We start from the raw sequence: 26207 nt of genomic DNA, 5'->3' as shown, positions 1-26207 counted from the left end.
AGTTATTTTTATTGAGTTAATTTCTGTACTAGTAATATTTCGGCACTAACAATTTCGGTAACTTTTACCATAGCACCAGTTTTTAAATCTTCATTTTCATCGGTAATTGCTTCTAGTTCTCGCAAACTACCTTGTACCTTAATTTGCACTTTTCCCATTTTAGAACGATTGGCACCAATTGGTAAATAAACCTCGCAAATTACCCCAATTGCATTTTTAACTTGTAACGTTCCCGATTCAGCTAATTTATGCATCCAAAAGAAAAGTAATGAAGTAAGTATCATCATTACCAAACCAGCAATTGTTGAAGTTATTAATGTTGTAGTAGTAGACAATCCGTTATCAATACAAGTTACTCCTGTCCACCCAAATATGGTAAAAAAACCTACTAGCCCTTTAAATGTGAAAAATTGAAACCCTACACCTCCATCATCAGCTTCAAAATTGTCAGCATCAGCTTCCATATCAGTATCTCCACCTCCAATAAATGTTAAAAGAAAAATAACTAAAAACACTGCAGATCCTGCGATAGCAATTAACCAATAAGTTTGTTCAAGAGAAGACATTTCTTTGAAGAATTCTAACATAGCTTCACAATTTTAAGTAATTATCGAATATACTAAATATTGAAAAATAAAAGACCTTAGAATTGTAAATTTTTTGTTTGGTTTTTAAAGATGCTTTAGCTTTTAATTATATGTTCCAATTTTGTACAATATGTTACATTTTTTCGACTAAATTTCTTTTACATTTGTTATTATCTTAAAATAAAAATACAATTATGACTAATAAAATTGAATTAAACTGGAAAGGTCAAATGCTTTTTGAATCTGTTGCTCCAGAAGGAAATGTAATGATTGATGCAGGTCCAGATGTTGGAGGACAAGGAAAAGGATTACGTCCAAAAGCTATGATGTTAACATCACTAGCGGGTTGTTCAGGTATGGATGTTGCTTCTTTATTAAAAAAGATGCGTGCGGAAGTTGAAGATTTTAAAATTGAAGTTGAAGCTAATTTAACTGAAGAACATCCTAAATTTTATGATAAAGTTCATGTTACTTATCGTTTTTTTGGAAGTGACTTCAAAAAAGACAAAATTGAAAAAGCCGTAAATTTATCAGTAGATAGGTATTGTGGAGTTATGGAAATGTTTAGACAATTTGCAACTGTAACTACTGAAATTATTTATATTGAAAAATAATAGATGGTAGATATCTTGTCATTCTAAATGCAATGAAAGCGAAATAAAGAATCTTAGCTTACCGTTATTTTATGAGATTGCTACATTTCGCTCCGTTACATTTGCAATGACATCTGTTTTCTGTAATTTCAGTAAAGTTTAAAGTATAAACGATAAAATATTTTACCTACTTTTGAAAAAAAGCTAGAAAATGCGTTGGAAATTAAAACCAGATCCAGATCCTCAAATTACATCAACACTTGCAAAAGAATTAGGAATTGATATCGCTTTGGCTAAGTTATTGGTACAGCGAGGAATTGCCTCTTTTAATGAAGCTAAATTATTTTTTAGACCAAGTTTAAACGATTTACACAATCCATATTTAATGAAAGATATGGATAAAGCTGTTGAAAGAATTGAATTGGCAATTTCCAATAACGAAAATATTATGGTTTTTGGCGATTATGATGTTGATGGAACAACTTCTGTTTCGTTACTTTCTTCATATTTAAAAACAATTCATCCTAATATTGCAACCTATATTCCAGATAGATATGCCGAAGGTTACGGGGTTTCATATAAAGGAATTGATTTTGCTGAAGACAACGATATTAGTTTAATTATAGCTTTAGATTGTGGAATTAAAGCAATTGATAAAGTAAATTACGCTAAAGAAAAAGGAATTGATTTTATAATTTGTGACCATCATAGGCCGGGAAAAGAAATACCAAAGGCAGTGGCCGTTTTAGACCCAAAAAGAGAAGATTGCGAATATCCTTATAAAGAATTATGTGGTTGTGGAGTTGGTTTTAAATTAATACAAGCATTAGCTAGTGAACGTGGCGAAACTATTGATGATTTAATCCCGTATTTAGATTTAGTTGCAACAGCAATTGCAGCAGATATTGTGCCAATTACAGGTGAAAATAGAGTGTTAACTTATTTTGGGTTACAAGTTATAAATTCTAACCCAAGAACTGGGATTAAAGCAATGCTTCATCAAATTGATAAAAGTGAATTAACAATTACTGATGTGGTTTTTAATATTGCTCCAAGAATTAATGCCGCGGGTAGAATAAAGCATGGAAATTATGCCGTTGAATTATTAACTGAAGCTAATTTTGATACCGCAGTTGAGTTTGCAATGGCCATTGAAAAAAACAATAACGAACGTAAAGATTTAGATAAATCCATAACAATTGAAGCATTACAACAAATTGAAGAAAATAATGAGCAGCAGAACTTTTCAACTGTTGTTTATAATGAAAATTGGCATAAAGGTGTTATTGGTATTGTGGCTTCTAGATTAATAGAAACCTATTACCGCCCAACTTTAGTTTTTACCAAAAGTGGTGATAAATTGGCTGCCTCAGCACGTTCAGTAAAAGGTTTTGATGTTTACAATGCTTTGGAAGCTTGTTCTGAATTTATTGAACAATTTGGAGGTCATAAATACGCAGCAGGGTTAACTTTAACTGAAGAAAATTATCCTAAATTTAAAAACAAATTTGAAGAAGTGGTAAAAAGCACTTTGCCTGAAGAATTAAGAACACCAGAAATTTCAATTGATTCTGAAATTAGTTTATCTGAAATTACTCCTAAATTTTTTAGAATTATAAAACAATTAGCACCTTTTGGACCTCAAAATTTAAATCCCGTATTTACAACATCAGGGTTAAGAGACAATGGTTATGGTAAAAAAGTTGGCGCCGATGAAACCCATTTAAAATTGAGTATTATTGATGGAGGTAATCAGCAAACATTTAATGCTATTGGTTTTGGGCTAGGTGAAAAACATGAATTTGTTACACAAGGAAAACCATTTAAAGTAGCTTATACCGTTGATGAAAATCATTGGAATGGAAACACTTCTTTACAGTTGGTTTTAAAAGATTTGCAAGAAGAATAGTTGATTGAATAATTATATCTTCTCTTTTAAATCATCTGTAAAATGACCTCCATGTTTCCCTTTAGAGAATTTAGTTTTGTTAAAATCATTCGATTTTCCTTTTGGAATTGATAGGCTTTTCCAAGCGGTTCCTTTTATCATACGCCCAATAAATACTAGTTGACCAATATGATATGAATAATGAGCCAATTGCCGGTTTATTGCTTCAACAATTGAATGAGATTGATTTCTAATGTACACTTTAGTATTAAAATTTTCTTGATTTATAGAATTTAAAGCATCAAATAAACATTGCCAACCTTCATTCCATTTTATAAGTAATTCTTCTTTATTTTTAATTACAGTATCAAATTCTAAATCTCTATTTCGCCATTCTTTTTCTCCATCTGCAATTAAAAAATCTGTCCATCTAGATTTCATGTTTCCCGAAAGATGATTAACAATTATAGCAATAGAATTAGACTCTTTATTAAACTGCCAGAATAAATCTTTTTCATCTAATTGTTCAATAGTTTTTTCTCCAAGAGATTTGTAATACTCAAATTGTGATTTTGTATTTTTAATATAATCTAGCTCCATTCGTTGTATAAAATTGCATAAATAATATCATCAACCCATTCTCCATTAATAAATAAACTTTCTTTAAAATGTGCTTCTTTTCTAAAACCTAATCGTTCAACAAGCTTTATAGATCTTGTATTTTCTGGGTCTATAGAAGTTATAATTCTATGTTTATTTAATTCTTTAAACAGAAAATCAATTGTTGCTTTCATAGCTTCTGTAGCAAAACCTTTTCCTTGTTTATTTTTACTTAGTGTAATTCCTATTTCACTTTGTAAATTGTCTTCACCTATAAAATGAATTCCAATATCACCAATAACAATATTGGATCTTTTCTCAATTATAGCAAGTTGAGACCAGGTTTCAGCTTTGTTAAACTCCATTGGAAGTTTTGAAATAAACTCATCAACATCTTTTAATTTTTCAGGAATCCAACTTTGGTATTTATTTGTTTCAGTATCGGATCTATATTTAAAAATTTGAGTGTTGTCTAAAGGTTCTAATGGTCTTAAAATAATTCTTTTTGATTCAATCAAAATAAGGTTATTGGATTTGATTTAGTTATGTGAAAATACAACATATTTATTTTAATATTTTGTCCATTATCTTATCATACCTTTTATCCATACAAATACTAATATCGGTTGTAATAAATTTTCCATTATAAAATAAGCTAAAAATGGTTGCTGGGCTTGGTGCGGATTGAGCTTGTTCCATTGTTTTTAACTTAATTATTTTTAATGGAATTTTTCTATTTTTAGTAGTTTCAACCAAAGAGTTTTGCGCATGAAATTCTGCAAAAGGGCAACGATTGGAATAATAAACTACAACGCCATTTTTCTCTGAGCATTCACCGCTTTTAACAGATTCATTAAATTTCGGTAATTCAGCTTTAGGATTTAATTTTTTCACTAAAAGATTAAACCCACTTGAAATTTGCTCAACTACCTCAAACCCTTGTTTTAAAAGCCATTTTGTATCACTCATAAAGTGATATTTTTTAGCCCCTACAACCGTTACTAAACCATCTTTTCCTTGATTTTCAGCATCACTAATAGCTGATTTTAGAAGTTTTTTTCCGTAGCCATTCTTTTTATATTTTCCAGACACCCAAAAACAATTGATATTTAGGTGATTTGGGGCCGTAATTGGAACCCAAGCTGTTTCTGCAGGTCCGTATTCTATAAATACTTTTGCCCTTTCATTAATACGTTTAAATATATATCCGTTATTAAATTCTTTAGTTAACCAATTTTTTTTAGCTTCATAACTGTTGGAGCATTTTTTATCAGATATGGCGCAGCAAATATGCTCTGCTGATATGTTTTCTGTATTTAGGTTAATTAACTGTTTCATTTAATAATACTAATATAAATCCATTTTTCACAAAAGTTATGTCCCTACAATTACCTTCTAAAAGATCATCCTTCCTTGAGTTAAACATGCTTTTTTCTATTTTAAATTCATTATTAATTTCATCTAAATAAGAAGTTTAAATATATAAAACATTTTAATTATTTTTAAAACAATTATCTACTATTTGCGGTATAGTATTCCGTTTTTGTTATTGCATATCTCCTATCTGTACAACTATCACTTTTATTGAAAAACTCTTTAACTGGATTCATAAATTTTTGTAATATTTTGGCTGATTTTTCATTTTCTATATTAACATCTGCAGTTATTTTTTCAACTTTTAAAATATTAAAACTGTATTCAACAAGTGCTTTTGCTATTTCAGTTCCATAACCCACTCCCCAATACCTTTCAATTAAACGGTAGGCAATTTCATCATCATTTTCATTATTTTTTAAGAAACCACAAATTCCAATAAACGAATTATTTCTTTTTTCTAATAACCCCCAAATTTTTAGGTTCATTCCTTTTTCTGGAGAAATTAACACCTTCAATTTTGCATCGCTTTCACTTCTTGAAAATACTTTTTGAGGAATGGGATCCATAACTTTTGGGTTGCTCATCATTTCATAAAATAAATCCGAATCTTTTATATTAAGTTTTCGCACCAATAATCTTTCTGTTTCAAATATCATTTCTATTTTTTTCAACTAAATAATTACGAAGATATATCTTTAAAATAAGATAATTATTATACGCTCTTTTAGTTAGTTTGTTTATCTTTAACCTAGAAAAAAATTGCATATTTCTATTTTTCAATCGGTTTTTATAAACTGGGTTTGTAGTTGTTTTAACATACCTCTAACAACTCCTATTAAAAAAACAGCTATAGATAGTTAAAGATGAGTAACCTTATTAAAATAATACATAGTGTTTCTAATAAATTAACTGATGTTAATGATGAACTTGAAATTTATCAGATAATGAATGATGCAATTAAGGAAATACTACCTGACTCTTATTTTCTTATTACTAAACTTCAGCCCGATGATATGAATTTTAGGATAATTCATAGTTTTGGATTAGATAAATATCTTACAACCATAAAAACATTAGTTGGTAAGGATCCTTTTGAAATAGATTTCCCTTTTAGTGATTTATCAGAAGCTGAACAAGAAGAGTTCCAAAACAGAGAACTTCATCATTTTCCTGAAGGGTTATATGATGCTGTGAATGGAAGAATTAATAAAACTGTTTGTAAAACAATTGAAAAGATTCTTGGTGTTTCTGAAGTTTATGCTATTAGTTTTTGTATTTCTAAAAATTATTTTGGAGGTGCAACTTTTTTTATTCCAAAATCATATGAAAGTCAAAGTTGTTCAAGTAAAAATTGCAAACTTGCTATTGAAAGCCTTGCCTCACAAGCATCGTTTGCAATTAATAAATTACGGGATTTTGAAGCCATAACAAAAAAAGAAAATGAATTAGCAATTGCTCATTCTAAATTTAATCAACTTGTAAATCAACTGAATGATATTGTTTGGGTAGCTAAAGGAGATGGAACAGAAATTATTGATTTAAATGATTCATTTATGAAATATTTTGGATATCCTTCATCTGATTTTGCGAAAAATCCAGATATGTGGTTAGATATTGTTTATGAAGATGACAAAAAGATTGCAATACAATCAAATAAAGAATTAATAATTAATGGAAATGCAGAATGTGAATATAGAATAATTAAAGCTGACGGAACTATAATGTGGCTTCATGAACGAAAATCAATCGTGTATGATAAAATTGGAAAACCTTTTCAAATGGGAGGTGTTGCATCTGACATTACAGAAAAAAAAATGTTAGAAGAACAGCTTAGATTAAAAGATTATGCTCTAGAAAATTCACCAAATGCCATTGCTTTTACAGATTTAAATGGATATATCACTTATTCTAATAATGGCTATTTAAAACTTTTTGGTTATGATGATAAAAAAGAAATAATTGGCAAACATATTTCTAAATTCGCTTCAGAAAATGATTATGATAAAACAATATTAGATAAAATAAAAAAAGGGGATGTATATATTGGGGAAATTAAACCTAAAAAAATGGATGGTACAATATTTAATAGTATTGTGTTAGCTAGCCCCGTTATACATGAGAAAAAAACCTTGTGTATAATGGCTGCTTTTATAGATATAAGCGAACTTAAAAAATTAGAAGCAAACTTAAAAGAAAGCGAAGCTTCATTACTAAAGCAAAACAATGATAAAGACAAATTTTTTGCCATTATTGCTCACGATTTAAAATCTCCTTTCAACGGCTTACTTGGTCTTTTAGATATTTTACACAATAACTACAGTAATTACAGTGATAGTCAACGACGCAAAATGATTGAAGCATCTTTACAAGCTTCTCAAAAAATATTTGTGTTATTATTAGACTTGTTAGAGTGGGCAAGATTGCAAAATAATCATCTTGAAATTAATAAAAAAACTGATTATCTTGATTTAATTATAAAGAAAAACATAAACCTTTATTTGAATGATGCAGAATTAAAAGGAATCTCAATAAAAAATAAAATAAAACTAAGTCCTTTATTAAATATTGATTTAAATTCAATTAACTCAGTTATTAGAAATTTATTGGTAAATGCGATTAAATTTACGCCAAATGGCGGCTGTATTGAATTTGATTTAAATGAAATAAATGATACTATTGAACTTAGCATTAAAGATACAGGTATTGGAATGAGTGAAGATACCATTGATAAATTATTTAAATTAGATGAAAGTTTATCAATGCCAGGAACTAATAATGAAAAAGGAACTGGTTTAGGCTTGCTTATTTGTAAGGGAATTGTTGCGAAAAATAATTGGCAAATGAATGTTGAAAGTCAACTTGGCAATGGTTCAACATTTAAAGTTTTAATCCCAGAAGATTAATTACGTTAAAAACTACAATAAATTTTAAATATCTTGGTAACTTTACAACCTAATTATAGTTAGTAATTATTCCAAAAATTAATCGTTTGAAACAAAAAAAACATTGCGCAATTTATGGTTCCAACATTAAAATTGAATCTTTATTTCTTAAAAATTTACTAAAAGGAAATGCCCCAGAACCATTTAAACATCTTGCAGGAAAAACCGGTGTTCTTTTTTCTAGTCATAATTTAAATAAATTTATTAAAGAAGAAGAAATTCACAGTGATTTTACACTTTCAAAGGGTACAACTAGAAGTATTAGAACCTTTTCAAGTGGTGAACAGAAAAAAGCTTTATTGAATCATCTCCTTTTAAAACATCCAGATTTTATAGTTCTAGACAATGCTTTTGATATGTTAGATACAGAAGCTCAAAAGGATTTATCTTTAAGACTTTATGAACTTTCTAAAAAGTTAATAATTATTCAAATTTTTAGAAGAAAAGAAAGAGTCTTGTCTTTTATTGAAAATGTGGTAAAAATTGAAAACGACACTATTGTGTATTCAGGTTCAATATCTAATTACGAAAATGAATATAAAGTTGAAAAAACTTTCAACATAAATGGTACTATTCCTCCACCATTAAATCAAATAGATTCAATAAATAATCCCTTAATTCATTTTAAAAATGTAACCGTAAAATATGGTGACAAAACCATTGTAAACAACATTAACTGGGAAATAAAAAAAGGAGATTTCTGGCAACTTAAAGGTCCTAATGGTTCTGGTAAAACAACACTTTTAACAATGATAACTGGCGATAATCCTAAAGCCTTTGGACAGGATATTACTTTGTTTGGAAGAAAAAAAGGAACTGGAGAAAGTGTTTGGGAAATTAAAAAGAAAATTGGCTACGTAACTCCTGCAATGACAGTTTTATTTGAAGGAAGACATACTGTTGAGAGTATGGTTATTTCTGGTTTGCATGATTCTATTGGGTTGTATAAATCACCAAAATCTATGGAAACCGCTTTAGCTAATAAATGGATTGATTTAATTGGTCTTACAAATTTAAAACAAGCATGGTTTTCAGATATTTCTGAACAACAACAATGTATGGTACTCATTGCACGCTCTATGATAAAACACCCACCCTTATTAATTTTAGATGAGCCAACCCATGGCTTAGATGATTATAATGTTTTGGTGCTTACCACTCTTATAAACAAGATTTCAAAAGAAAGTAAAACAGCAATTATCTATGTTTCACATAAGAAAGAAAAAGGATTAAACCCTAAAGTTACTTATGAGCTTATCCCTACCAAAGAAGGTTCAATAGGAAAAACACTAACTGATAATTAAAAATACGAGATCTATTTATTAACAAGCTCAAACTGACGCTCTAAAGGAACACCATACAATCCCTCTAACTCTGATTTTATTCTCTTAAAAAACTTTGTATCTGGTGGCATACTTAAGTTTTTCCAAAAATCTTCGTGATATGGTAATTCTATTGAACCCATATCTGTTTCTCCTCCATAATTTCTAACTCTAATTTTCTTTTTATCAGTTTCAACATTATATACAAAAGCCTCTAAACGGTAAGTCATTTTTTCTGCTTCCGTACCCCAATATTGTTTTGGAATCATATCCCTCCCAAATCCCCATTCTTTAGAATAATAGTTTAAGTGTAATTTTCCACTTTTATGTTTTTTATATAAATACAATGATTTTTCACGTTCTATTCTATAAACGCCATAATTATCTAGCCCTATATAAAATGTAATAAAACCCCAACCTTTTTCTGGAGTTCCTTTAATTATTACAACATCTTCACCTTCATAAGAAGTATCTCCAATTTTTTTCCATTTATACTTTTTAAGATTTGGTTTTTTATCTGATGGTCTTAACGGATTTCCAGTCGCCATATAATTAATAGAATGTGTCCATTGTGTACGTTTCCAAATTCTATAATCAGCAGATTTTCTCACTTCAGAAACCTCAACACTACCCAAACTATAGGCTGGACCTCTATCTCTTATTTTTATATAGTTTTCAACAAAAAATTTAGATTTTCCACCTTCCGTTGCTGCACGTCTATACAATAATTCTAATTTATGAGGCGTATTAATTGTGTTTTCTTTTAGATTTTTAACTGCTTTTTCAACATATTCAAAAGGTTTTAACAGTACTATTTCTGTCATTTTTACAACGCTTTCTTTTAAAATAATTTTCTTCTCTGTTTGAGACAAATAGTCTTGTACTTTTATTTTATAAGAATTAAATCCTAAGGATGAAATTGAAAGACTGTCTTGAAGTTCGTTTTTAGATATTAAAATAGAAAACTCACCATCTTCAGTACTAGAGGTACCTATCCCTTTTTCAATAATACTTACAGAAACATAAGGAATAGTAATATTTGTTGTATCAAAAATAGTTCCTTTTAATTCAATTTTCTTTTCCTGTGCAGTTATTGAAAATGAAATAATATAGATTAAAAAGAATGTAATTATTAAGGGTAATTTATTGTAAGTTTTTTGAAACATATTGAGAACAATTATTAAATGCTTGGAAACAAATATAATTAAATCTTTTATTCCTCAAAAAAGTTATGGTTAAGCAACCTTTTTATAACTCACTTTAATTCTTTTTTCTGCTATTCTCAATCTCTGAAAGAGACATTCCTTTTTCACGTTTATATTTGTGATTTTTTGGTCTTCCAATAATTTGCGAAGAATAAACACCTGAATGCCCAGAAAATAAATAAGCTGTACTACAAGCCAATGCAATAAAAACACCTGCCTCAATTCCAAACAACTCAATTCCCATTATAGTACAGGCAATTGGTGTATTTGTTGCCCCCGCAAAAACAGCCACAAACCCCATACCTGCCAGCATACTCATTGGTAACGGAATAAACCAAACTAACACATTTCCTAATGTAGCTCCAATAAAAAACAATGGAGTTACTTCACCTCCTTTAAATCCAGCTCCCAAAGTAAATGATGTCAACAGCACTTTTAAAAGAAAATCATACGAGTTTAAATTTATACTAAAAGCATCAACAATAGTTGGTATTCCTAGTCCAATATATTTTGTTGTTCCCATTAAAAAAACAACGATAGCTAAAATAGCTCCTCCAACTACTGGCCTTAATGGAGGATAATTTATATGTTTGTTAAATAAATTACTCCAAAAATGTGTTGATTTAGAAAACAACATTGCTACTAAACCAAAAATAATACCCGCTAATAAAGCCCATAATAAGTTTACTGGGTTCATTTCTGCTACAGAAGAAATATGATAATGTGTATGCGATACATTCCAAATTTCACAAAAATAATTGGCTAAAACAGCCGATAAAAAACTAGGCACAATGGCATCTAATCTAATACGGCCTAATACTAACACTTCAAGTGCAAAAATTCCACCAGCTAACGGTGTTCCAAATACTGAAGCAAAACCAGCACTAATACCAGCAATTAACACTATTTGACGATCGCGTTTTGAAAGGTTAAAAACCTCTGTAAACCTGTCTGCTATTGCACCACCAATTTGTACCGCAGTTCCCTCTCTACCTGCTGAACCTCCAAAAAAGTGGGTAAGAATAGTTCCTAATAATACCAACGGTGCCATCCTAAAAGGTATAATCTTTTTTGGTGAGTGAAATTCTTCAAGCAATAAATTATTACCTTTAACCACACTGTTACCGTATAAATGATATGATAATCCTATTATAAAACCACCAATAGGAAGCAACCATATTATCCATAAATGTGATTCTCGCCAATCTGTAGCCCAATTTAAACTTATAAGAAAAAATGCAGATACACTTCCTGCTGCAGCTCCTAAAAGTAAACAGATAAAAACCCATTTAAACAGATAAATTAAAGATGGAACTTGCTCAATTGATAGTATAAAATTTTTAATTTTATTTATATTCATAATTTCTTAAATAATAAGAATCTAGAAAAGATTAAACTCTAATGTGCGATTTAAAAGTGTTGCAAATTTAAATTAATTCCTGTGATTGAATAGAAAATAGCTAAAAAAACAGTAACGATAGTTTTCTGTTTCTTTGGTTGTATAAATAATATTGAATTTATAATTGTTATTTACTCTAATTAAATCCCTATTTTTAGGTACAACTATTAAAATGAAATTATGAAAACAATGACTTGTAATCAATTAGGTGGCGCCTGTAACCTTAAATTTAAAGCAAATACTTTTGAAGGAATAACTGCAATGAGCAAAAATCATGGAAAAGAAATGTTTCTAAAAGGAGACAAAGCACATTTAAAAGCAAGGAGTGAAATGAGAAAATTAATGAGCTCTCCAGAAACCATGAATGAATGGTTTGAAAACAAAAGAAAAGAATTTGATCAACTTCCCGATAATAAATAAGGTTCAAACAAACCAAATGATTACTATTAATAAATAAATATAAATTTTTAGGTAAATATTTACACTTATTGATTATTTGCTGTTAGTTGTAAATTACCATTAATTTGAAAAACTGTATTCTTTTTGAATAAACCTGGAACCCTAACAAACCATTTAAAAGGATCTCTATTATTCCATTTAACTTCATCTAAAACATCTTCATTAAATTCATCCGTTAAATTTTCAACTTTAACCCATTTTCCCATACTGGTTTGGGATTGTTATTTTCCACAAAATAAGGATTATCTGAGCTAGAGCATTTCTTACTACGGTTACATTAAAACTACAAGAAGCTGAACTTACTAAAAGCAAACCTAAAGTTTGTTCCGTTTTTACACCTAAAACATTATCAACCTCAACTGGAGCCATAAAAGTTGAATGAATTGTTTTCTAATAAAATTTTAAATATGAAATCACATTCATTTGTAAATTTTAACAGCCAAAATTACTTAACAAAAATCAAATGCATTTTATATATAAGTTTCTGAATTTCAGTATATTTAACAACTACTTTATTTTATTATTTAAATTAACTAACCAAAAAAATGAAATATAACGCCTTTATTTCCTACAGCCACGGACAAGATTTTAAGTTAGCACCTAGTCTTGAAACTGCTCTCGAAAAGTTTGCAAAACCAACATTTAAACGTAAAGCTCTTAACATTTTTAGAGATTCGAACGATCTTTCTATTTCACCAGATTTATGGGGTAAAATTGAAGACGGTTTAAATACTTCAGAATATTTCATTTTTTTAGCTTCGCCCTTAGCTGCGCAATCTCATTATTGTAAAAAAGAAGTAACTCATTGGATAGAAACAAAATCTATCTCTAAATTTTTAATTGTTTTAACCGATGGAGAATTAATTTGGGATCAAGCTAAATCAGATTTTGATTGGAGTAAAACCACGGCTGTACCCAAAAATTTATCGGGTGTATTTAAAAACGAACCACTTTATGTAGATTTTAGAGAAAACAACTCAGAGAATTTAACACTAGACAATCCCGATTTTAAAAACAAATTAGTGTTAATTGCAGCAACCTTGCATAAAAAAACTGTAGGAGATATGGTTGGTGAAGCCGTAAAACAACACAAACGTACTATGCGTATTAGAAACGCAGCAATTGGTATTTTAAGTGCTTTATTAGTAGCCGCAATTCTGTTATCTATATATGCAACTAAACAAAAAAATATTGCTAAATTTGAAACTAAGAAAGCACTATTATCCACCTATATTGCTAGCTCACAGGCACAATTAAATGAAGACCCAACAAAATCTTTACGCTTAGCAGAGTATGCTTATCGTTATGCAAATAAAAATAGTTTACCAACAAAAAAAGCTACTGAACAACTTATAAAGGTAGTTTATAGCGGTTATGGATTTTACCAGGAACCTAATTTAAAAATTTCATCTTTAAATGTAAAAAAAGAACATTATAATGAAGAAATTATTGGAGTTTTTAAACAGAATATTCATGAAATTATTAATGAAGTTCCTTCACATGAATATTTAGGAGCGCCTTCAACAGATATCGTTATAAATCCACTTACAAATGAAACTAAATTTTTAATTGCTGGAGGAAAACTCGAATTTCCAGAGCTATATAACTTTACAAATAATACCAATACTTTTAAAAACCAGCAATCAGTAAAAGTTAAATTAGAAGGTTTTAGCGGTTTTACAGGTTACTTTTTAGATGTTGCTATTTCATCAGATGGTCTTTATTCTGTTTTAAGTGCTGCAAATAGTAAAACTGCATTAATTGATAACAATGCATTTTTTAATGATTTAAATAATAGTAATATTTTTAAAACTAGAGCCATTCTCAAAACCAGTAGTAGAGATGCTATTTTTGATGTTGATTTTACAGAAAACAATAATTATATTATTACTAAAAACTTAGAATTAATTTGGATAAATTCTGAACAAAATAAAGTTAAAGGAACCAAAGTGAATATATGGAAAACAACACCGTTTCCTTATATTGAAATTTTTAACTCAAACTCAAAACAAGGGAATAGTTCAATAAGTGGAGTACATTATATAACTACTCTTGAAAATGATTTAGAAGATTACTTTAAGTTTCATAACGCTCAAACACTTAAAAACCAAGACTCGATTCTTGTTGCAGAGTTTCCAAATGCAATAGGTATTTCTCCAAAAAGCAGTTCAAGTTCAAATGGAGATTATTTAGTTAACTACCAAGGTGTTTTTAATAAAGAAAATGAATTATTAATTACCTTAAGTTCCTATTTTATAGACAATAGTGGTGTTGCTTACTGCTTTTCTAAAGATGGCAAATTTTTTAAATTAAGTTATCTAGATGGCCCAGAACGCATTTTTGCATTAGATCCAACAATTATTTTAAATAGAATTAATGATACAAAAATCATGGGATCTATTGCCACCTTAAATTCAGATGATAAAAAACGTTTCCTCATTGAATAGACCCAAATATAACTTGATAATCAAAATAATAATATTTAAGTAAATTGAAATCAATTAAAATTTTATTGAGTTCAAACCTAAAAAAATAGCAAAACAAAATGATAATTCAATTAAAAAGAACCAACTCAACAAACAAAGATTTTATTGAACTAGTAAACCAACTTGATGCATATTTAAAAATATGTGATGGCCCTGAACATGGTTTTTATGATCAATTTAATAAAATTGGTGGATTAAAACATGTGGTAATTGCCTATGAAAATAAAATCCCTTTAGGTTGTGGAGCTTTTAAAATACACGAAAATAATTTTGTAGAAATTAAACGGATGTATGTTCCTCCAAAGGGAAGAAGAAAAGGTATCGCTTCAAAAGTTTTAACTGAATTAGAAAACTGGGCAAATGAATTAAATTTTACAAAATGCATTCTAGAAACCGGTAAACAACAACCTGAAGCCATTGAATTATACAAAAGTTGTAATTATAAAATTACCTCTAATTTTGGTATGTATGAAAATGTAGAAAATAGTGTTTGCTTTGAAAAAGCCTTGTAATTTTCATCATTCTAAAAAAAATGTAACTTTATAACATTAACTATAAAATTTCTTTATATGAAATTAGGTGCGTTTTCTGTTAGTTTGAGCGTTAAAGATATCAAAGCTTCCAAGTTGTTCTATGAAAAATTAGGATTCTCTGTATTCGCTGGAGATTTAAAAAACAACTATCTTATTATGAAAAATGAGCATTCACTAATTGGACTTTTCCAAGGAATGTTCGAAAAAAATATTATAACTTTTAACCCCGGTTGGGACGAAAATGCTAATAAATTAGATTCATTTAATGATGTTCGAGAAATACAAGAACATTTAAAAAATGAAGGAGAAAAATTAGAGAGTGAAGTTGAAGAAAATTCTACTGGCCCAGCAAATTTAGTAGTTTTAGATCCAGACGGAAACGTTATCTTAATTGATCAGCATGTATAGTTTTCAATTTTAGAGTATCTTTGCCAGATTAATTTTTTTTATGAAAAAAATCATCCTAATCGCTTTTCTGATTTTTATATCTATTGGCTACAGTCAAGAAGATGCAAACAGAGGTTATAGTGTAAAAGTAGGAGAGCAATGTCCTAATTTAAACTTTTCTTTATTGGATAGAACAAAACACACCAACAAAAGTTTAAAAGGAAAAGTAATAGTTTTACAATTTACCGCATCTTGGTGCAGCGTTTGCAGAAAAGAAATGCCTCATTTAGAAAGTGACGTATGGCAACAATTTAAAAATGAAGATTTTATTCTTATAGGAATCGATTTAAAAGAAAATTTAGAAAAGGTAAAAAGATTCATTTCACAAATGAAAGTAACCTATCCTTTCGCTATTGATTATGATGGTTCTTTATTTGAAAGTTTCACTTTACCAAATGCTGGGGTTACCAGAAATATTGTACTAGATAAAAACGGTAAAATTGTTTTTCTATCAAGATTATACAAAGAGAAAGAATTCAATAAAATGATTCAAACAATTAAAACTGAATTAAAAAAATAATAAATTCTTTTAACTAACTATTTATGGAGAAAAATAAAAATCAACCACAAGAGCAACTAAATAACCCACTACATGGAATAAAACTAGCTGATATAGTTCAATATTTAGTTTCATATTACGGTTGGGAAGAATTAGGCTCTAGAGTAAAAATAAACTGTTTTAACAGTAATCCTACAATAAAATCAAGTCTAAAGTTTTTAAGAAAAACACCTTGGGCAAGATCAAAAGTAGAAGATTTGTATTTAAGAACTATTAAAGAATAATAGCTATAATGGTTAAAGACATTCTACTTATAACACCTCCTTTTACACAACTAAATACGCCGTATCCTGCAACTGTTTATTTAAAAGGTTTTTTAAATACTAAAGAAATAAGTTCCTTCCAAACAGATTTAGGGATTGAAGTTATTGCTGCTTTATTTACAAAAGAAGGCTTGTTAAATGTTTTTAATTTTGCTGTTGAAAACAATACTATTAATTCTGAAAATTCACAACGAATTTATGCTTTAAAAACCAGTTATTTTACAACCATAGACCCTGTAATTTCTTTTCTTCAAGGGAAAAACGAAACACTAGCTCGCCAAATATGTACAGAATCCTTTTTGCCAAAAGCTGAACGTTTTGAACAATTAGATGATTTAGAATGGGCGTTTGGATCAATGGGAATTCAGGATAAAGCAAAACATTTGGCTACTTTATATTTAGAAGATTTATCAGATTTTATTAAGGAGTGTGTAGATGAAAATTTTGGATTTAGCCGCTATGCAGAAAGTCTTGGGAAAAGTGCTAATAGTTTTAATGAATTATACACTAATTTACAACAAAACATAACATATATTGATTCAATAACACTTCATATTTTAGATGAAAAATTAAAATCTGTTCAACCAAAATTGGTTTGTTTTTCAATACCATTTCCAGGTAATTTATATAGCGGTTTTAGATGTGCTGAATTCATTAAAAAAAATTACCCAGAAATTATAGTTTCTATGGGTGGTGGATTTCCAAATACAGAATTACGCTCTATTTCCGATACTCGTGTTTTTGATTATTTCGATTTTATTTCACTAGATGACGGTGAATTACCAATAGAGTTACTGCATAAATATACACTAAATCCAACTGTAAAAAACAACTCTTTTAAAAGAACATTTTTAAGGGAGAATAATAAAGTTGTTTATAACAACACAACAATTAAAAACGATTACAAACAAAGTGAATTAGGAATTCCTGATTATACTGATTTATTATTAAATAATTACATCTCTGTAATTGAAATTGCAAATCCAATGCATAGTTTATGGAGTGATGGTCGCTGGAACAAACTTACCATGGCACACGGCTGTTATTGGGGCAAGTGTACTTTTTGTGATGTTTCTTTAGATTATATAAAAATTTACGAACCAATTACAGCAAAATTGTTAGTGGATAGAATGGAGGCAATTATTGCGTGTACCGGTGAAAGTGGTTTCCATTTTGTGGATGAAGCTGCTCCACCAGCATTAATGAGAGCATTAGCACTTGAAATTTTAAAGCGAGATTTAACAGTTACTTGGTGGGCAAATATTAGATTTGAAAAAAGTTTCACCAAAAATTTATGCACACTTTTAAAAGCTTCTGGGTTAATAGCCGTTTCTGGTGGATTAGAAGTAGCTTCAGACCGCCTTTTAAAATTAATTGACAAAGGTGTAACCGTTGAGCAAGTAGCGCAGGTAAACTTGAATTTTACCGAATCGGATATTATGGTACATGCCTATTTAATGTATGGTTTTCCAACCCAAACTATTCAAGAAACAATTGATAGTTTAGAACTCGTTCGTCAACAATTTGAATTGGGTATTATAAATTCTGGATTTTGGCATCAATTTTCATTAACAGCTCATAGCCCAATTGGATTAAACCCTTCAGATTATGGAGTTATTCCAAATTACAAAGAAATTACTTTCGCAAACAATGATGTTGATTTTAAAGATGTTACAGGAATAAACCATGATAAATTTAGTTATGGTCTTAAAAAATCAATTTTCAACTTTATGCACGGAGTTGGTTTTGATGCAGATTTACAAAATTGGTTCGATTTTAAAGTTCCACAAACAACAATTCAACCGCATTATATTGAAGACTCTTTAGTTTCCGAAGAAAGTTTTACAACAAAACCATCTGCAAAAATAGTGTGGTTAGGTGGTGAACCTTTAATTTCATATTCTTCAAAAAAGAAAAGAGGAAAAACACAAGAATTTATCCAACTGGCATTTCACACTAAAAATGAAATTTTTGAAACTTCCCTAGAAAAGGAAAAAGGAGAATGGCTTTTAGATTTATTAGAAGAAATTTCAATTCAAGAAGGAAAACCCTGCACCTACAAACAATTAAAAGAAAATTTTGAACAACAGTTTATTGATTTTGAATTGTTTTGGTATTCAAAGCCTATAAAAAAGTTAAGAAATTATGGCTTACTAGTTTTGTAATTCAACTTACCTATTTTCTGTATCTTTGCAAAAATCTTGTTTTAAACAAAACCTATGCAATTTACAGAACTACAGTTAAACAAACCTATATTAAGAGCCATTGCTGAAAAAAATTATACCTCGGCAACACCTATTCAAGCGGAAACCATTCCGTTAGTTTTAGCTAAAAAAGATGTTATTGCAACAGCACAAACTGGAACTGGAAAAACAGCGGCTTTTGCATTGCCTATTTTGCAATTATTGTTTAACAGACAAGATTCTGGAAAAAAAGCAAAGAAAATTAGAGCACTAATTATCAGTCCAACTCGTGAATTAGCAATACAAATAGAAGAAAATTTTAATAACTATAGTAAGTTCACTAGCTTAAGATCAACTGTTGTTTATGGCGGAACTTCCATTGAACCTCAAAAAGATGTTTTGAATAAAGGTGTGGATATTCTTGTTGCAACACCTGGTAGATTACTTGATTTACATAAACAAGATTGCTTAAACTTAGATTATGTTGAAACCTTGGTTTTAGATGAAGCTGATTTAATGCTAGATATGGGTTTTATTGATGATGTTCGAAAAATTGAACGTTTATGCCCTTCAGAAAAGCAAATTTTATTGTTTTCTGCAACTATGCCTAATAAAGTAGTTCAACTAGCAAATACCATTTTAAAAGACCCAGAAACCGTTAATATTACTCCAGAATCTACAGCCGCTCAAACTGTAAGTCAGTTGTTATTTTATGTTCATAAAAAAGATAAAATGGAACTTTGTTTACACCTTTTAAGAACTAATTTAGAAGGAAACATTTTAATTTTTAGACGTACTAAAATGGGTATTTCTAAACTTGAAAAAATGCTAAAAGGAAATGGCTTTAAAGCAGATAGTATTCATGGTGATAAAACTCAAAAAGATAGAGAAGCTGCTTTAAATAAATTTAAAGACGGTGATATAAATATTTTAATTGCAACTGATGTTGCTGCGCGTGGTATTGACATTAACAATTTAGATATTGTTATTAATTTTGACATTCCTAATGTTTCTGAAATTTATGTGCATAGAATTGGTAGAACAGGTAGAGCGGGAAATACAGGAAACGCCTATTCTTTTTGCTCGGCTGACGAAAAAACATATATTAAAAATATTCAAGCACTAATAAATACTGCAATTCCTGTTATGGATGAACATCCTTTTTTATTAGACCCAAAAGCAACACGTGAAATACATAAAACTCCTGGAAAAAGTAAACATAAACCAGGTAGAAAATCCGCAGCTTCAAAAAAGAATAAAAAGCGTTGGTATTAATAATCGCCATTACAAGTAGAAGTAAAAAGACATCATAGATTAAATTTAAAAAACTTACAATCCACTTGTAACAGCGACTTTAAAACAAACAAAATAAGTTACATAACTGGTCTTGTTTGTTCAACAGAATGAAATTTACCCTTTAACAATAAGTTTATAGGTGTTTTATTGGTTAGATTGTCTGAAACCGGACATCTATCCTCAATTTTAGCTAACCATTCTTCTAAGACTTCTAATGGCACATTACAATCTGGCTCAATAGAAACATCAATCCCTTTATAACCAGCACGTTCATTAAAAGAACTACCAAACAATCGTTGTGGATTTAAATTACCACACATTTTAATTTTCATACTACGCAATTCAAATTTCATTTCTTTTGCAATCACGTGGCCCATTACATTTATACAACCACATAAAGCAGCAAGCATAAATTCTACAGGATTTGCACCTTCATTTGTACCACCAAGACTTTCAGGTTCATCAATTACAATCTCAAAACCTCTAGCTTTTACAACCGTTTTAGTTGGGTTTTCACTATGAGCTTGAACTCTAAATTTTAAATCATCCATTTTTATACTATTAAATTACTTGATTATTACATATTAAATTTACGAATTATCTAATAGATAACTCCAATTATTTGAATGAATTACACCAACATTACACAATGTAATTTTACATTTTTAACACGTTTTAAAATGGTTAAATTTATTAGGTAATTTCAATGATATTTTATAATTTCTGAGATTAACAATTCTAAATAATACATCCTTTTTAAGATCAAATACTTTTAATTAATTTTATACATTAATCCTTATAGTTTGAATTTATGAAAAATATATTTACAATAATTTTGAGTTTTTGTTTGGTAGTAAGTAGTTTTAGCCAAACAAGTAAAGTTTTTGACAACCTTGAAATGAAAAGTGAGATTTTAAAGATGGATAGAAAATATGCTGTTTATCTTCCTCCTAATTATGAAACTTCTCAAAGAAGTTATCCTGTTTTATATTTATTACATGGTATGGGAGACGATCAAACCGGATGGGTTCAATTTGGAGAAGTACAACGTATTACAGACAAGGCAATTTCAGATGGCACTTCAACACCACTAATTATAATTATGCCCGACGCAAATACCGGTAATGTTGGATATTTTAATAGTATTGAAGAAAACTGGAATTATGAAGATTTTTTCTTTGATGAATTTATGCCAGAAGTTGAAAAAAAATACAGAATAAAAAGCGATAAAAAATATAGAGCCATTGCTGGACTTTCTATGGGTGGTGGTGGAACTTTTATGTACGCAATGCATCATCCAGAATTATTCTCTTCTGCTTGCCCTTTAAGTGCATCTACTGGATCGTTATCTCTTGAAGATTTTAAATTAAGATTGAAAAAAAGTAATATTGAAATAAAAAGTGATTCTAAAGTTCAATCATATTATCAAGCGCATAATGCCATTTCTTTAATTGAAAAAACACCTATTAAAGATCTAAAATCTATTAATTGGTTTATTGATTGTGGTGATGATGATTTTTTATATGAAGGTAATAGTTTGGTGCATTTAGCAATGCGTAAAAAGAAAATCCCACACGAATATAGAGTAAGAGATGGCGTTCATAATTGGACCTATTGGAGAGCATCACTTCCTGTAGTTCTTGAATTTATATCTGATACTTTTCACAAATAAAAATGCATTAGCAATTTTATTTGTGAAAAGTATCAGATATAAGGTTTGAATATTTTCTATTTCAAACCTAATATATTTTTCAACATTTCTTTGTCAACTTCTCCACCAGCAAAATCATCAAAAGCGGATTCTGTAGCTTCAATAATATGTTTTTGAATAAAAGGAGCGCCTTCTCTTGCTCCTTGCTCTGAACTTTTAATACAACACTCCCATTCCATTACAGCCCAAACATCACATCCATATTGTGTTAATTTTGAAAATATACTCGCAAAATCTACTTGTCCATCACCTAAAGAACGAAAACGTCCAGCTCTATCAGTCCAATCTGCATAACCACCGTAAACACCTTTTTTTCCTGTTGGATTAAATTCTGCATCTTTTACATGAAACGCTTTAATAACCTGGTGATAATCGTCAATATTAGCTAAATAATCCATTTGTTGTAAAACATAATGGCTAGGATCGTACAACATATTTACCCTTTTATGATTTCCGGTTGCTTTTAAAAAACGTTCAAAAGAAATACCATCGTGTAAATCTTCACCTGGATGAATTTCATAACAAACATCAACTCCATTTTCATCAAAATGATTTAATATTGGTAACCATCTTTTAGCAAGTTCTTCAAAACCCATTTCAACCAAGCCAGCAGGGCGTTGAGGCCAAGGGTACATTGTATGCCACAACAATGCTCCAGAAAATGTAGCGTGAGCATTTAAGCCCAATCTTCTACTTGCTGTACCTGCATTTTTTACTGTTTTAATTGCCCATTCTGTTCTAGCTTTTGGATTATTTCTATATTCAACAGGAGCAAAACCATCAAACATAGTATCATAAACAGGATTAACGGCCACCAATTGACCTTGTAAATGCGTTGAAAGCTCTGTAATTTCTAATCCGTATGAATTAATTTTTCCTTTTAAATCATCGCAATATTGTTGACTCTCTGCAGCTTTATCAACATCAATTAAAAATGATTCCCATGTTGGTATTTGCACACCTTTATAACCTAAATCGGCAGCCCATTTACACATTCCATCTAAAGAATTATATGGGGCTTCACTTCCTACAAATTGAGCTAAAAATACGGCTGGTCCTTTTATTGTTTTCATCTAATTTAGTTTTATAATTTCACCCAAGTTGAGTTGTTTTTATTACTTTCTACTGCTCCATATATAAATTTCATTCCTCTAACACCATCATAAACTGTAGGATATTTCACCTCTAGTTTACCTTCACCTTTTAACAAGGCAACAAGATCATTTGCAAAACCTTTATAAATAGTTGCAAAGGCCTCTAAATAACCTTCAGGATGTCCTGCCGGAATTCTTGAAGTTTCCAAAGCTATTGGATATAAATCATTCCCATTTGGAGTATATACTTTAATAGGCCCATTCAACCAATGTGTAATTAATTTATTTGGTTCTTCTTGGTGCCATTCAACACTTCCTTTTTCACCATAAACTCTAATTGCTAAATTATTCTCCTCTCCAACGGCAATTTGTGAGATGGACATTGTTCCTTTTGCTCCATTTTCCAAGCGTAATAAAATATTACCATCATCATCTAACGTTCTGCCTTCACCAAAAACACCTAAATCAGCTGCTATTTCATCAATTTTTAAACCAGTAATATATTCCACTAAATTCTCCGCATGTGTACCAATATCTCCCAAAGCACCACCAATTCCTGATTTTTTTGGATCTACACGCCAAGAAGCCTGTTTTTGACCTGTTTTTTCAACCGAAGTAGCTAACCACCCTTGTAAATATTGCACTTGTACTTTTCTAATTTTACCAAGTTCTCCATTATCAACCAATGCTTTTGCTTGCTTAACCATTGGATGACCCGTATAGTTATGAGTTAATGCGAAAACCTTTCCTGTTTTTTTAACTATATTTTGCAACTCGTTTGCTTCATCTAAAGTTAAAGTCATTGGTTTATCACAAATCACATGAAAACCATTTTCTAAGGCCATTTTTGCAGGTTTAAAATGCATATGGTTTGGAGTAACTATAGCAACAAAATCCATTCGCTCATTTTCAGGAAGCTCATTTTCTTTTGTTATCATTTCTTCAAAAGTTCCGTAACAGCGATTTTCAGGTAAACAAAGTTCTTTTCCCGATTGAATTGATTTCTCAGCAGAGCTACTAAAAGCACCACAAACTAATGTTATCATACCATCAATACTAGCAGCTTTTCTATGTACATCTCCAATAAATGAACCAATTCCGCCACCAATCATACCCATTCTTAATTTCCTCATACTTGTTTTTTTATTTGGTTAAAAAAAATCAATGTTAAAGATATTATTTTTTAGGCAATAAACATATTAGTTTTTATTGGTCCACTCTTCTTGCTCTTTTGAAGTTAAAAATGTCCAAGCAACAATTCGGGTTACTTTATTACCTTGATGCATAGGAATTGTTTTAACCTCTGTTGCACCCATTTTTTTTAATGAAGGCAATAAACTTTCTGCATTTTGTTTTTTTGAAACCAATGTAGAATACCAAAAGCAATTGGTTTTAAATTGTGCACTTTCATAGGCATAAGTATGAATAAAAGCTTTCTCACCTCCTTTATACCATAGTTCTTGTTGTTTCCCACTAAAGTTTCTAGATTGAGCATTACTTGTATTTCCTAAACCCTCTTGTTTACGAGCATTCGCCTGCATTGCTTCTTGCTGTGATCCAAAAAAAGGTGGATTGCATAATGTTGCAGAAAACTTAGAATTTTCATCTAAAATACCATTAAATATTTGTGAAGCGTCTTTTTGTTGAACTAAAGAAATTTCTTCAGTAAGCTTATTCTTTTTTAAAATAATATTAGCACGATCCAACGATTTTTTATCTATGTCTGTTCCTAAGAATTTCCAACCATAAACGGAGTTACCAAGCAAAGGATAAATACAATTTGCACCAACACCAATATCAATTATTGAAGCATCTTTAGAAACCCCCGAAGACACTAACAAATCAGCTAAATAATGAATATAATCAACACGACCAGGAATTGGTGGGCATAAATTATCATCGGGAAAATCCCAATATTCAATTCCATAATCTTTTACTAATAAAGCTCTATTTAATTCTTTTACGGCTTCTGGATTTGCAAAATCAACAGTTTCTGTTCCGTATTTATTTACAAATACAAATTCTTGTAATTTCGAATTTAACTTACAAAGTTCCTGTAAATCGTAACCGTTTCTATGCTTATTATTTTTATGAAGTTTACTACTGCTATTTTTTTTAGTTCCCATTTGCTTGTTTAAGATTACAAAAGTACTCTTTTTAAGTTTTAACATTATTTTATAATTACAAAATGAATGAACGTTCGTTTTGTGAATTAATTTATATATATTTGCACTCACAAAATACTAATTATGAAAACGAATTCTTTAAAAATTTGGAATGTTTTAAAAATTTTAATTGCAATATTTATGATATATGCAGGAGCACAACATTTTATAAAACCAACTTTTTTTATGCCATTTGTTCCAGCATTTTTACCTTTAAAATTAGCAATAATTTATATTTCTGGTGCTGTTGAAATTGTACTTGGAGCAATGCTACTACTAAAAAAGTATGCAAAATTAGGAGCCTTAGGAATATTCATTTTATTAATACTGTTTTTACCAATTCATATTTGGGATGTGTTTTCTGAAACACCTGCTATTGGTAGCAAACAAGCAGCTTATATTAGATTACCTATCCAATTTATATTAATTTATATTGTTTGGAAGATAAAAAATTCGATTTCTCAAAATAAAAAAACAGTTTAACCATGGCGATCAGACAAAAATGTAATAAAAAGCGAGGAGCCTTATTAAGTGCAACACTTAGCTTGGTTAATAACCAAGGTTTTCATGCTGCACCAATGAGTAAAATTGCAAAAATGGCAAGTGTTTCTCCTGCAACTATCTATATTTATTTTGAAAACAAACAAGATTTAATTAATACATTATATTTAGAGGTAAAAGCCGCTTTTAGTGCGCACGCATTTAAAGATGCACACGAAGATTTACCTGTTAAAAAAGGATTTGAATTAATTTGGTACAACATTGCCGATTTTAAATTGAATCATGTTGAAGAAGCAGCTTTTTTATCGCAATGTGACAACACTCCAATGATTGATGAGGACAGCAGACGCGAAGGTTTAAAGCATTTACAACCTTTATTAGATTTATGGGAACGCGGACAAAAAGAAGGGATTATTAAACCGCTATCTCCATTTATTTTATACGCCTATACTATTTATCCATTAGCCTTTTTAACACTAATTCAACAACGTAATTTTTGCCAATTAGATAATAAAATGCTTCAAGATTCATTTTTAGCAGCTTGGGATAGTATAAAAGTTTAAAAAGTATTTGTCAAAAAGAATAATCATTCATTTT

General features: G+C 29.6%; 28 protein-coding genes. 15 read left to right on the top strand and 13 right to left on the bottom strand.

Annotation, left to right across the window (positions count from 1 at the left end):
• Positions 1-8 precede the first annotated feature (8 nt).
• On the bottom strand, positions 9-587 hold the full coding sequence (locus DAD81_RS05630; protein WP_111707254.1) for a hypothetical protein: 579 nt from the start codon (positions 585-587) through the stop codon (positions 9-11).
• A gap of 194 nt (positions 588-781) precedes the next feature.
• On the opposite strand from DAD81_RS05630, the gene DAD81_RS05625 reads away from it, so the two are divergent.
• The gene (locus DAD81_RS05625; protein ID WP_111707253.1) at positions 782-1201 is read left to right on the top strand and encodes an OsmC family protein; all 420 of its coding nucleotides are present in this window, start codon (positions 782-784) and stop codon (positions 1199-1201) included.
• Between the two features lie 190 nt (positions 1202-1391).
• The gene (recJ, locus tag DAD81_RS05620) at positions 1392-3089 is read left to right on the top strand and encodes a single-stranded-DNA-specific exonuclease RecJ (protein ID WP_111707252.1); all 1698 of its coding nucleotides are present in this window, start codon (positions 1392-1394) and stop codon (positions 3087-3089) included.
• 12 nt (positions 3090-3101) lie between these two features.
• On the opposite strand, the gene DAD81_RS05615 is transcribed toward recJ, so the two are convergent.
• From DAD81_RS05615 to DAD81_RS05600, 4 genes are all read right to left on the bottom strand, one after another.
• Positions 3102-3668, bottom strand: coding sequence for a DUF1572 family protein (locus tag DAD81_RS05615; protein WP_111707251.1), 567 nt, complete (start codon positions 3666-3668; stop codon positions 3102-3104).
• A complete protein-coding gene (locus DAD81_RS05610; RefSeq protein WP_245949177.1) occupies positions 3659-4186 on the bottom strand; it encodes a GNAT family N-acetyltransferase in 528 nt (175 codons plus the stop codon). Before DAD81_RS05610 ends, DAD81_RS05615 begins: the two co-directional genes overlap by 10 nt.
• A gap of 46 nt (positions 4187-4232) precedes the next feature.
• On the bottom strand, positions 4233-5006 hold the full coding sequence (locus DAD81_RS05605; protein ID WP_111707249.1) for a GNAT family N-acetyltransferase: 774 nt from the start codon (positions 5004-5006) through the stop codon (positions 4233-4235).
• Between the two features lie 173 nt (positions 5007-5179).
• Positions 5180-5701, bottom strand: coding sequence for a GNAT family N-acetyltransferase (locus DAD81_RS05600; protein WP_157961084.1), 522 nt, complete (start codon positions 5699-5701; stop codon positions 5180-5182).
• A 207-nt stretch (positions 5702-5908) separates the two neighbouring features.
• On the opposite strand from DAD81_RS05600, the gene DAD81_RS05595 reads away from it, so the two are divergent.
• Positions 5909-7948 (top strand): sensor histidine kinase, encoded by a 2040-nt coding sequence (locus tag DAD81_RS05595; protein ID WP_111707247.1) that lies wholly within the window; start codon positions 5909-5911, stop codon positions 7946-7948.
• A gap of 86 nt (positions 7949-8034) precedes the next feature.
• Positions 8035-9291 carry an ATP-binding cassette domain-containing protein gene (locus tag DAD81_RS05590; RefSeq protein ID WP_111707246.1) on the top strand — a complete coding sequence of 419 codons (1257 nt, stop codon included), beginning with the start codon at positions 8035-8037 and terminating at the stop codon, positions 9289-9291.
• Between the two features lie 11 nt (positions 9292-9302).
• Here the strand turns inward: DAD81_RS05590 and DAD81_RS05585 are convergent, their stop codons facing one another.
• Together DAD81_RS05585 and DAD81_RS05580 are read right to left on the bottom strand one after the other, a co-directional pair.
• On the bottom strand, positions 9303-10475 hold the full coding sequence (locus DAD81_RS05585) for a carboxypeptidase-like regulatory domain-containing protein (RefSeq protein WP_111707245.1): 1173 nt from the start codon (positions 10473-10475) through the stop codon (positions 9303-9305).
• 94 nt (positions 10476-10569) lie between these two features.
• Positions 10570-11874 carry a voltage-gated chloride channel family protein gene (locus DAD81_RS05580; protein ID WP_111707244.1) on the bottom strand — a complete coding sequence of 435 codons (1305 nt, stop codon included), beginning with the start codon at positions 11872-11874 and terminating at the stop codon, positions 10570-10572.
• A 219-nt stretch (positions 11875-12093) separates the two neighbouring features.
• Here DAD81_RS05580 and DAD81_RS05575 point away from each other — a divergent pair, with 219 nt between their 5' ends.
• Positions 12094-12333: a DUF1059 domain-containing protein gene (locus DAD81_RS05575; RefSeq protein ID WP_111707243.1), complete on the top strand. Its 240-nt coding sequence runs from the start codon at positions 12094-12096 to the stop codon at positions 12331-12333.
• Positions 12334-12398: 65 nt separating this feature from the next.
• Here the strand turns inward: DAD81_RS05575 and DAD81_RS05570 are convergent, their stop codons facing one another.
• Positions 12399-12578 (bottom strand): LamG domain-containing protein, encoded by a 180-nt coding sequence (locus DAD81_RS05570; protein ID WP_111707242.1) that lies wholly within the window; start codon positions 12576-12578, stop codon positions 12399-12401.
• Positions 12562-12741, bottom strand: coding sequence for a hypothetical protein (locus DAD81_RS05565; RefSeq protein WP_111707241.1), 180 nt, complete (start codon positions 12739-12741; stop codon positions 12562-12564). Before DAD81_RS05565 ends, DAD81_RS05570 begins: the two co-directional genes overlap by 17 nt.
• A gap of 176 nt (positions 12742-12917) precedes the next feature.
• Here DAD81_RS05565 and DAD81_RS05560 point away from each other — a divergent pair, with 176 nt between their 5' ends.
• The 7 genes from DAD81_RS05560 (at position 12918) to DAD81_RS05530 (ending at position 20118) form a co-directional block, all read left to right on the top strand.
• Entirely contained in the window at positions 12918-14819 is a 1902-nt protein-coding gene (locus DAD81_RS05560; protein WP_111707240.1) for a toll/interleukin-1 receptor domain-containing protein, read from the top strand.
• A 98-nt stretch (positions 14820-14917) separates the two neighbouring features.
• Positions 14918-15370, top strand: coding sequence for a GNAT family N-acetyltransferase (locus tag DAD81_RS05555; RefSeq protein ID WP_218939667.1), 453 nt, complete (start codon positions 14918-14920; stop codon positions 15368-15370).
• A gap of 57 nt (positions 15371-15427) precedes the next feature.
• The gene (locus tag DAD81_RS05550) at positions 15428-15799 is read left to right on the top strand and encodes a VOC family protein (protein ID WP_111707239.1); all 372 of its coding nucleotides are present in this window, start codon (positions 15428-15430) and stop codon (positions 15797-15799) included.
• A 40-nt stretch (positions 15800-15839) separates the two neighbouring features.
• Positions 15840-16358 (top strand): TlpA family protein disulfide reductase, encoded by a 519-nt coding sequence (locus DAD81_RS05545; RefSeq protein ID WP_111707238.1) that lies wholly within the window; start codon positions 15840-15842, stop codon positions 16356-16358.
• A gap of 23 nt (positions 16359-16381) precedes the next feature.
• The gene (locus DAD81_RS05540) at positions 16382-16621 is read left to right on the top strand and encodes a VF530 family protein (protein WP_111707237.1); all 240 of its coding nucleotides are present in this window, start codon (positions 16382-16384) and stop codon (positions 16619-16621) included.
• An 8-nt stretch (positions 16622-16629) separates the two neighbouring features.
• Complete coding sequence (locus tag DAD81_RS05535) at positions 16630-18825, top strand: B12-binding domain-containing radical SAM protein (protein WP_111707236.1); 2196 nt, start codon at positions 16630-16632, stop codon at positions 18823-18825.
• Between the two features lie 54 nt (positions 18826-18879).
• Positions 18880-20118, top strand: a complete 1239-nt coding sequence (locus tag DAD81_RS05530) for a DEAD/DEAH box helicase (RefSeq protein WP_111707235.1) — start codon at positions 18880-18882, stop codon at positions 20116-20118.
• A gap of 98 nt (positions 20119-20216) precedes the next feature.
• Here DAD81_RS05530 and DAD81_RS05525 read toward each other — a convergent pair whose 3' ends face one another.
• Positions 20217-20690 carry an OsmC family protein gene (locus DAD81_RS05525; protein WP_111707234.1) on the bottom strand — a complete coding sequence of 158 codons (474 nt, stop codon included), beginning with the start codon at positions 20688-20690 and terminating at the stop codon, positions 20217-20219.
• Between the two features lie 260 nt (positions 20691-20950).
• On the opposite strand from DAD81_RS05525, the gene DAD81_RS05520 reads away from it, so the two are divergent.
• Positions 20951-21811: an alpha/beta hydrolase gene (locus tag DAD81_RS05520; RefSeq protein WP_111707233.1), complete on the top strand. Its 861-nt coding sequence runs from the start codon at positions 20951-20953 to the stop codon at positions 21809-21811.
• Between the two features lie 56 nt (positions 21812-21867).
• Here the strand turns inward: DAD81_RS05520 and DAD81_RS05515 are convergent, their stop codons facing one another.
• The 3 genes from DAD81_RS05515 to rlmF form a co-directional block, all read right to left on the bottom strand.
• On the bottom strand, positions 21868-22923 hold the full coding sequence (locus DAD81_RS05515; protein ID WP_111707232.1) for a sugar phosphate isomerase/epimerase family protein: 1056 nt from the start codon (positions 22921-22923) through the stop codon (positions 21868-21870).
• 11 nt (positions 22924-22934) lie between these two features.
• Positions 22935-24077, bottom strand: a complete 1143-nt coding sequence (locus DAD81_RS05510) for a Gfo/Idh/MocA family protein (RefSeq protein WP_111707231.1) — start codon at positions 24075-24077, stop codon at positions 22935-22937.
• Between the two features lie 66 nt (positions 24078-24143).
• Complete coding sequence (gene rlmF, locus DAD81_RS05505) at positions 24144-25070, bottom strand: 23S rRNA (adenine(1618)-N(6))-methyltransferase RlmF (RefSeq protein WP_111707391.1); 927 nt, start codon at positions 25068-25070, stop codon at positions 24144-24146.
• Positions 25071-25193: 123 nt separating this feature from the next.
• Between rlmF and DAD81_RS05500 the strand changes: the two genes are divergently transcribed.
• Both DAD81_RS05500 and DAD81_RS05495 read left to right on the top strand, forming a co-directional pair.
• Positions 25194-25592, top strand: a complete 399-nt coding sequence (locus DAD81_RS05500) for a DoxX family protein (protein ID WP_111707230.1) — start codon at positions 25194-25196, stop codon at positions 25590-25592.
• A gap of 2 nt (positions 25593-25594) precedes the next feature.
• Positions 25595-26173, top strand: coding sequence for a TetR/AcrR family transcriptional regulator (locus tag DAD81_RS05495; RefSeq protein ID WP_111707229.1), 579 nt, complete (start codon positions 25595-25597; stop codon positions 26171-26173).
• Positions 26174-26207: the final 34 nt, after the last annotated feature.

This window comes from Lutibacter citreus (assembly GCF_003260195.1).
Classification (GTDB): domain Bacteria; phylum Bacteroidota; class Bacteroidia; order Flavobacteriales; family Flavobacteriaceae; genus Lutibacter; species Lutibacter citreus.
Note: the sequence above shows the minus strand (reverse complement) of the source record. Positions and strands in the feature narration are given on the sequence as shown.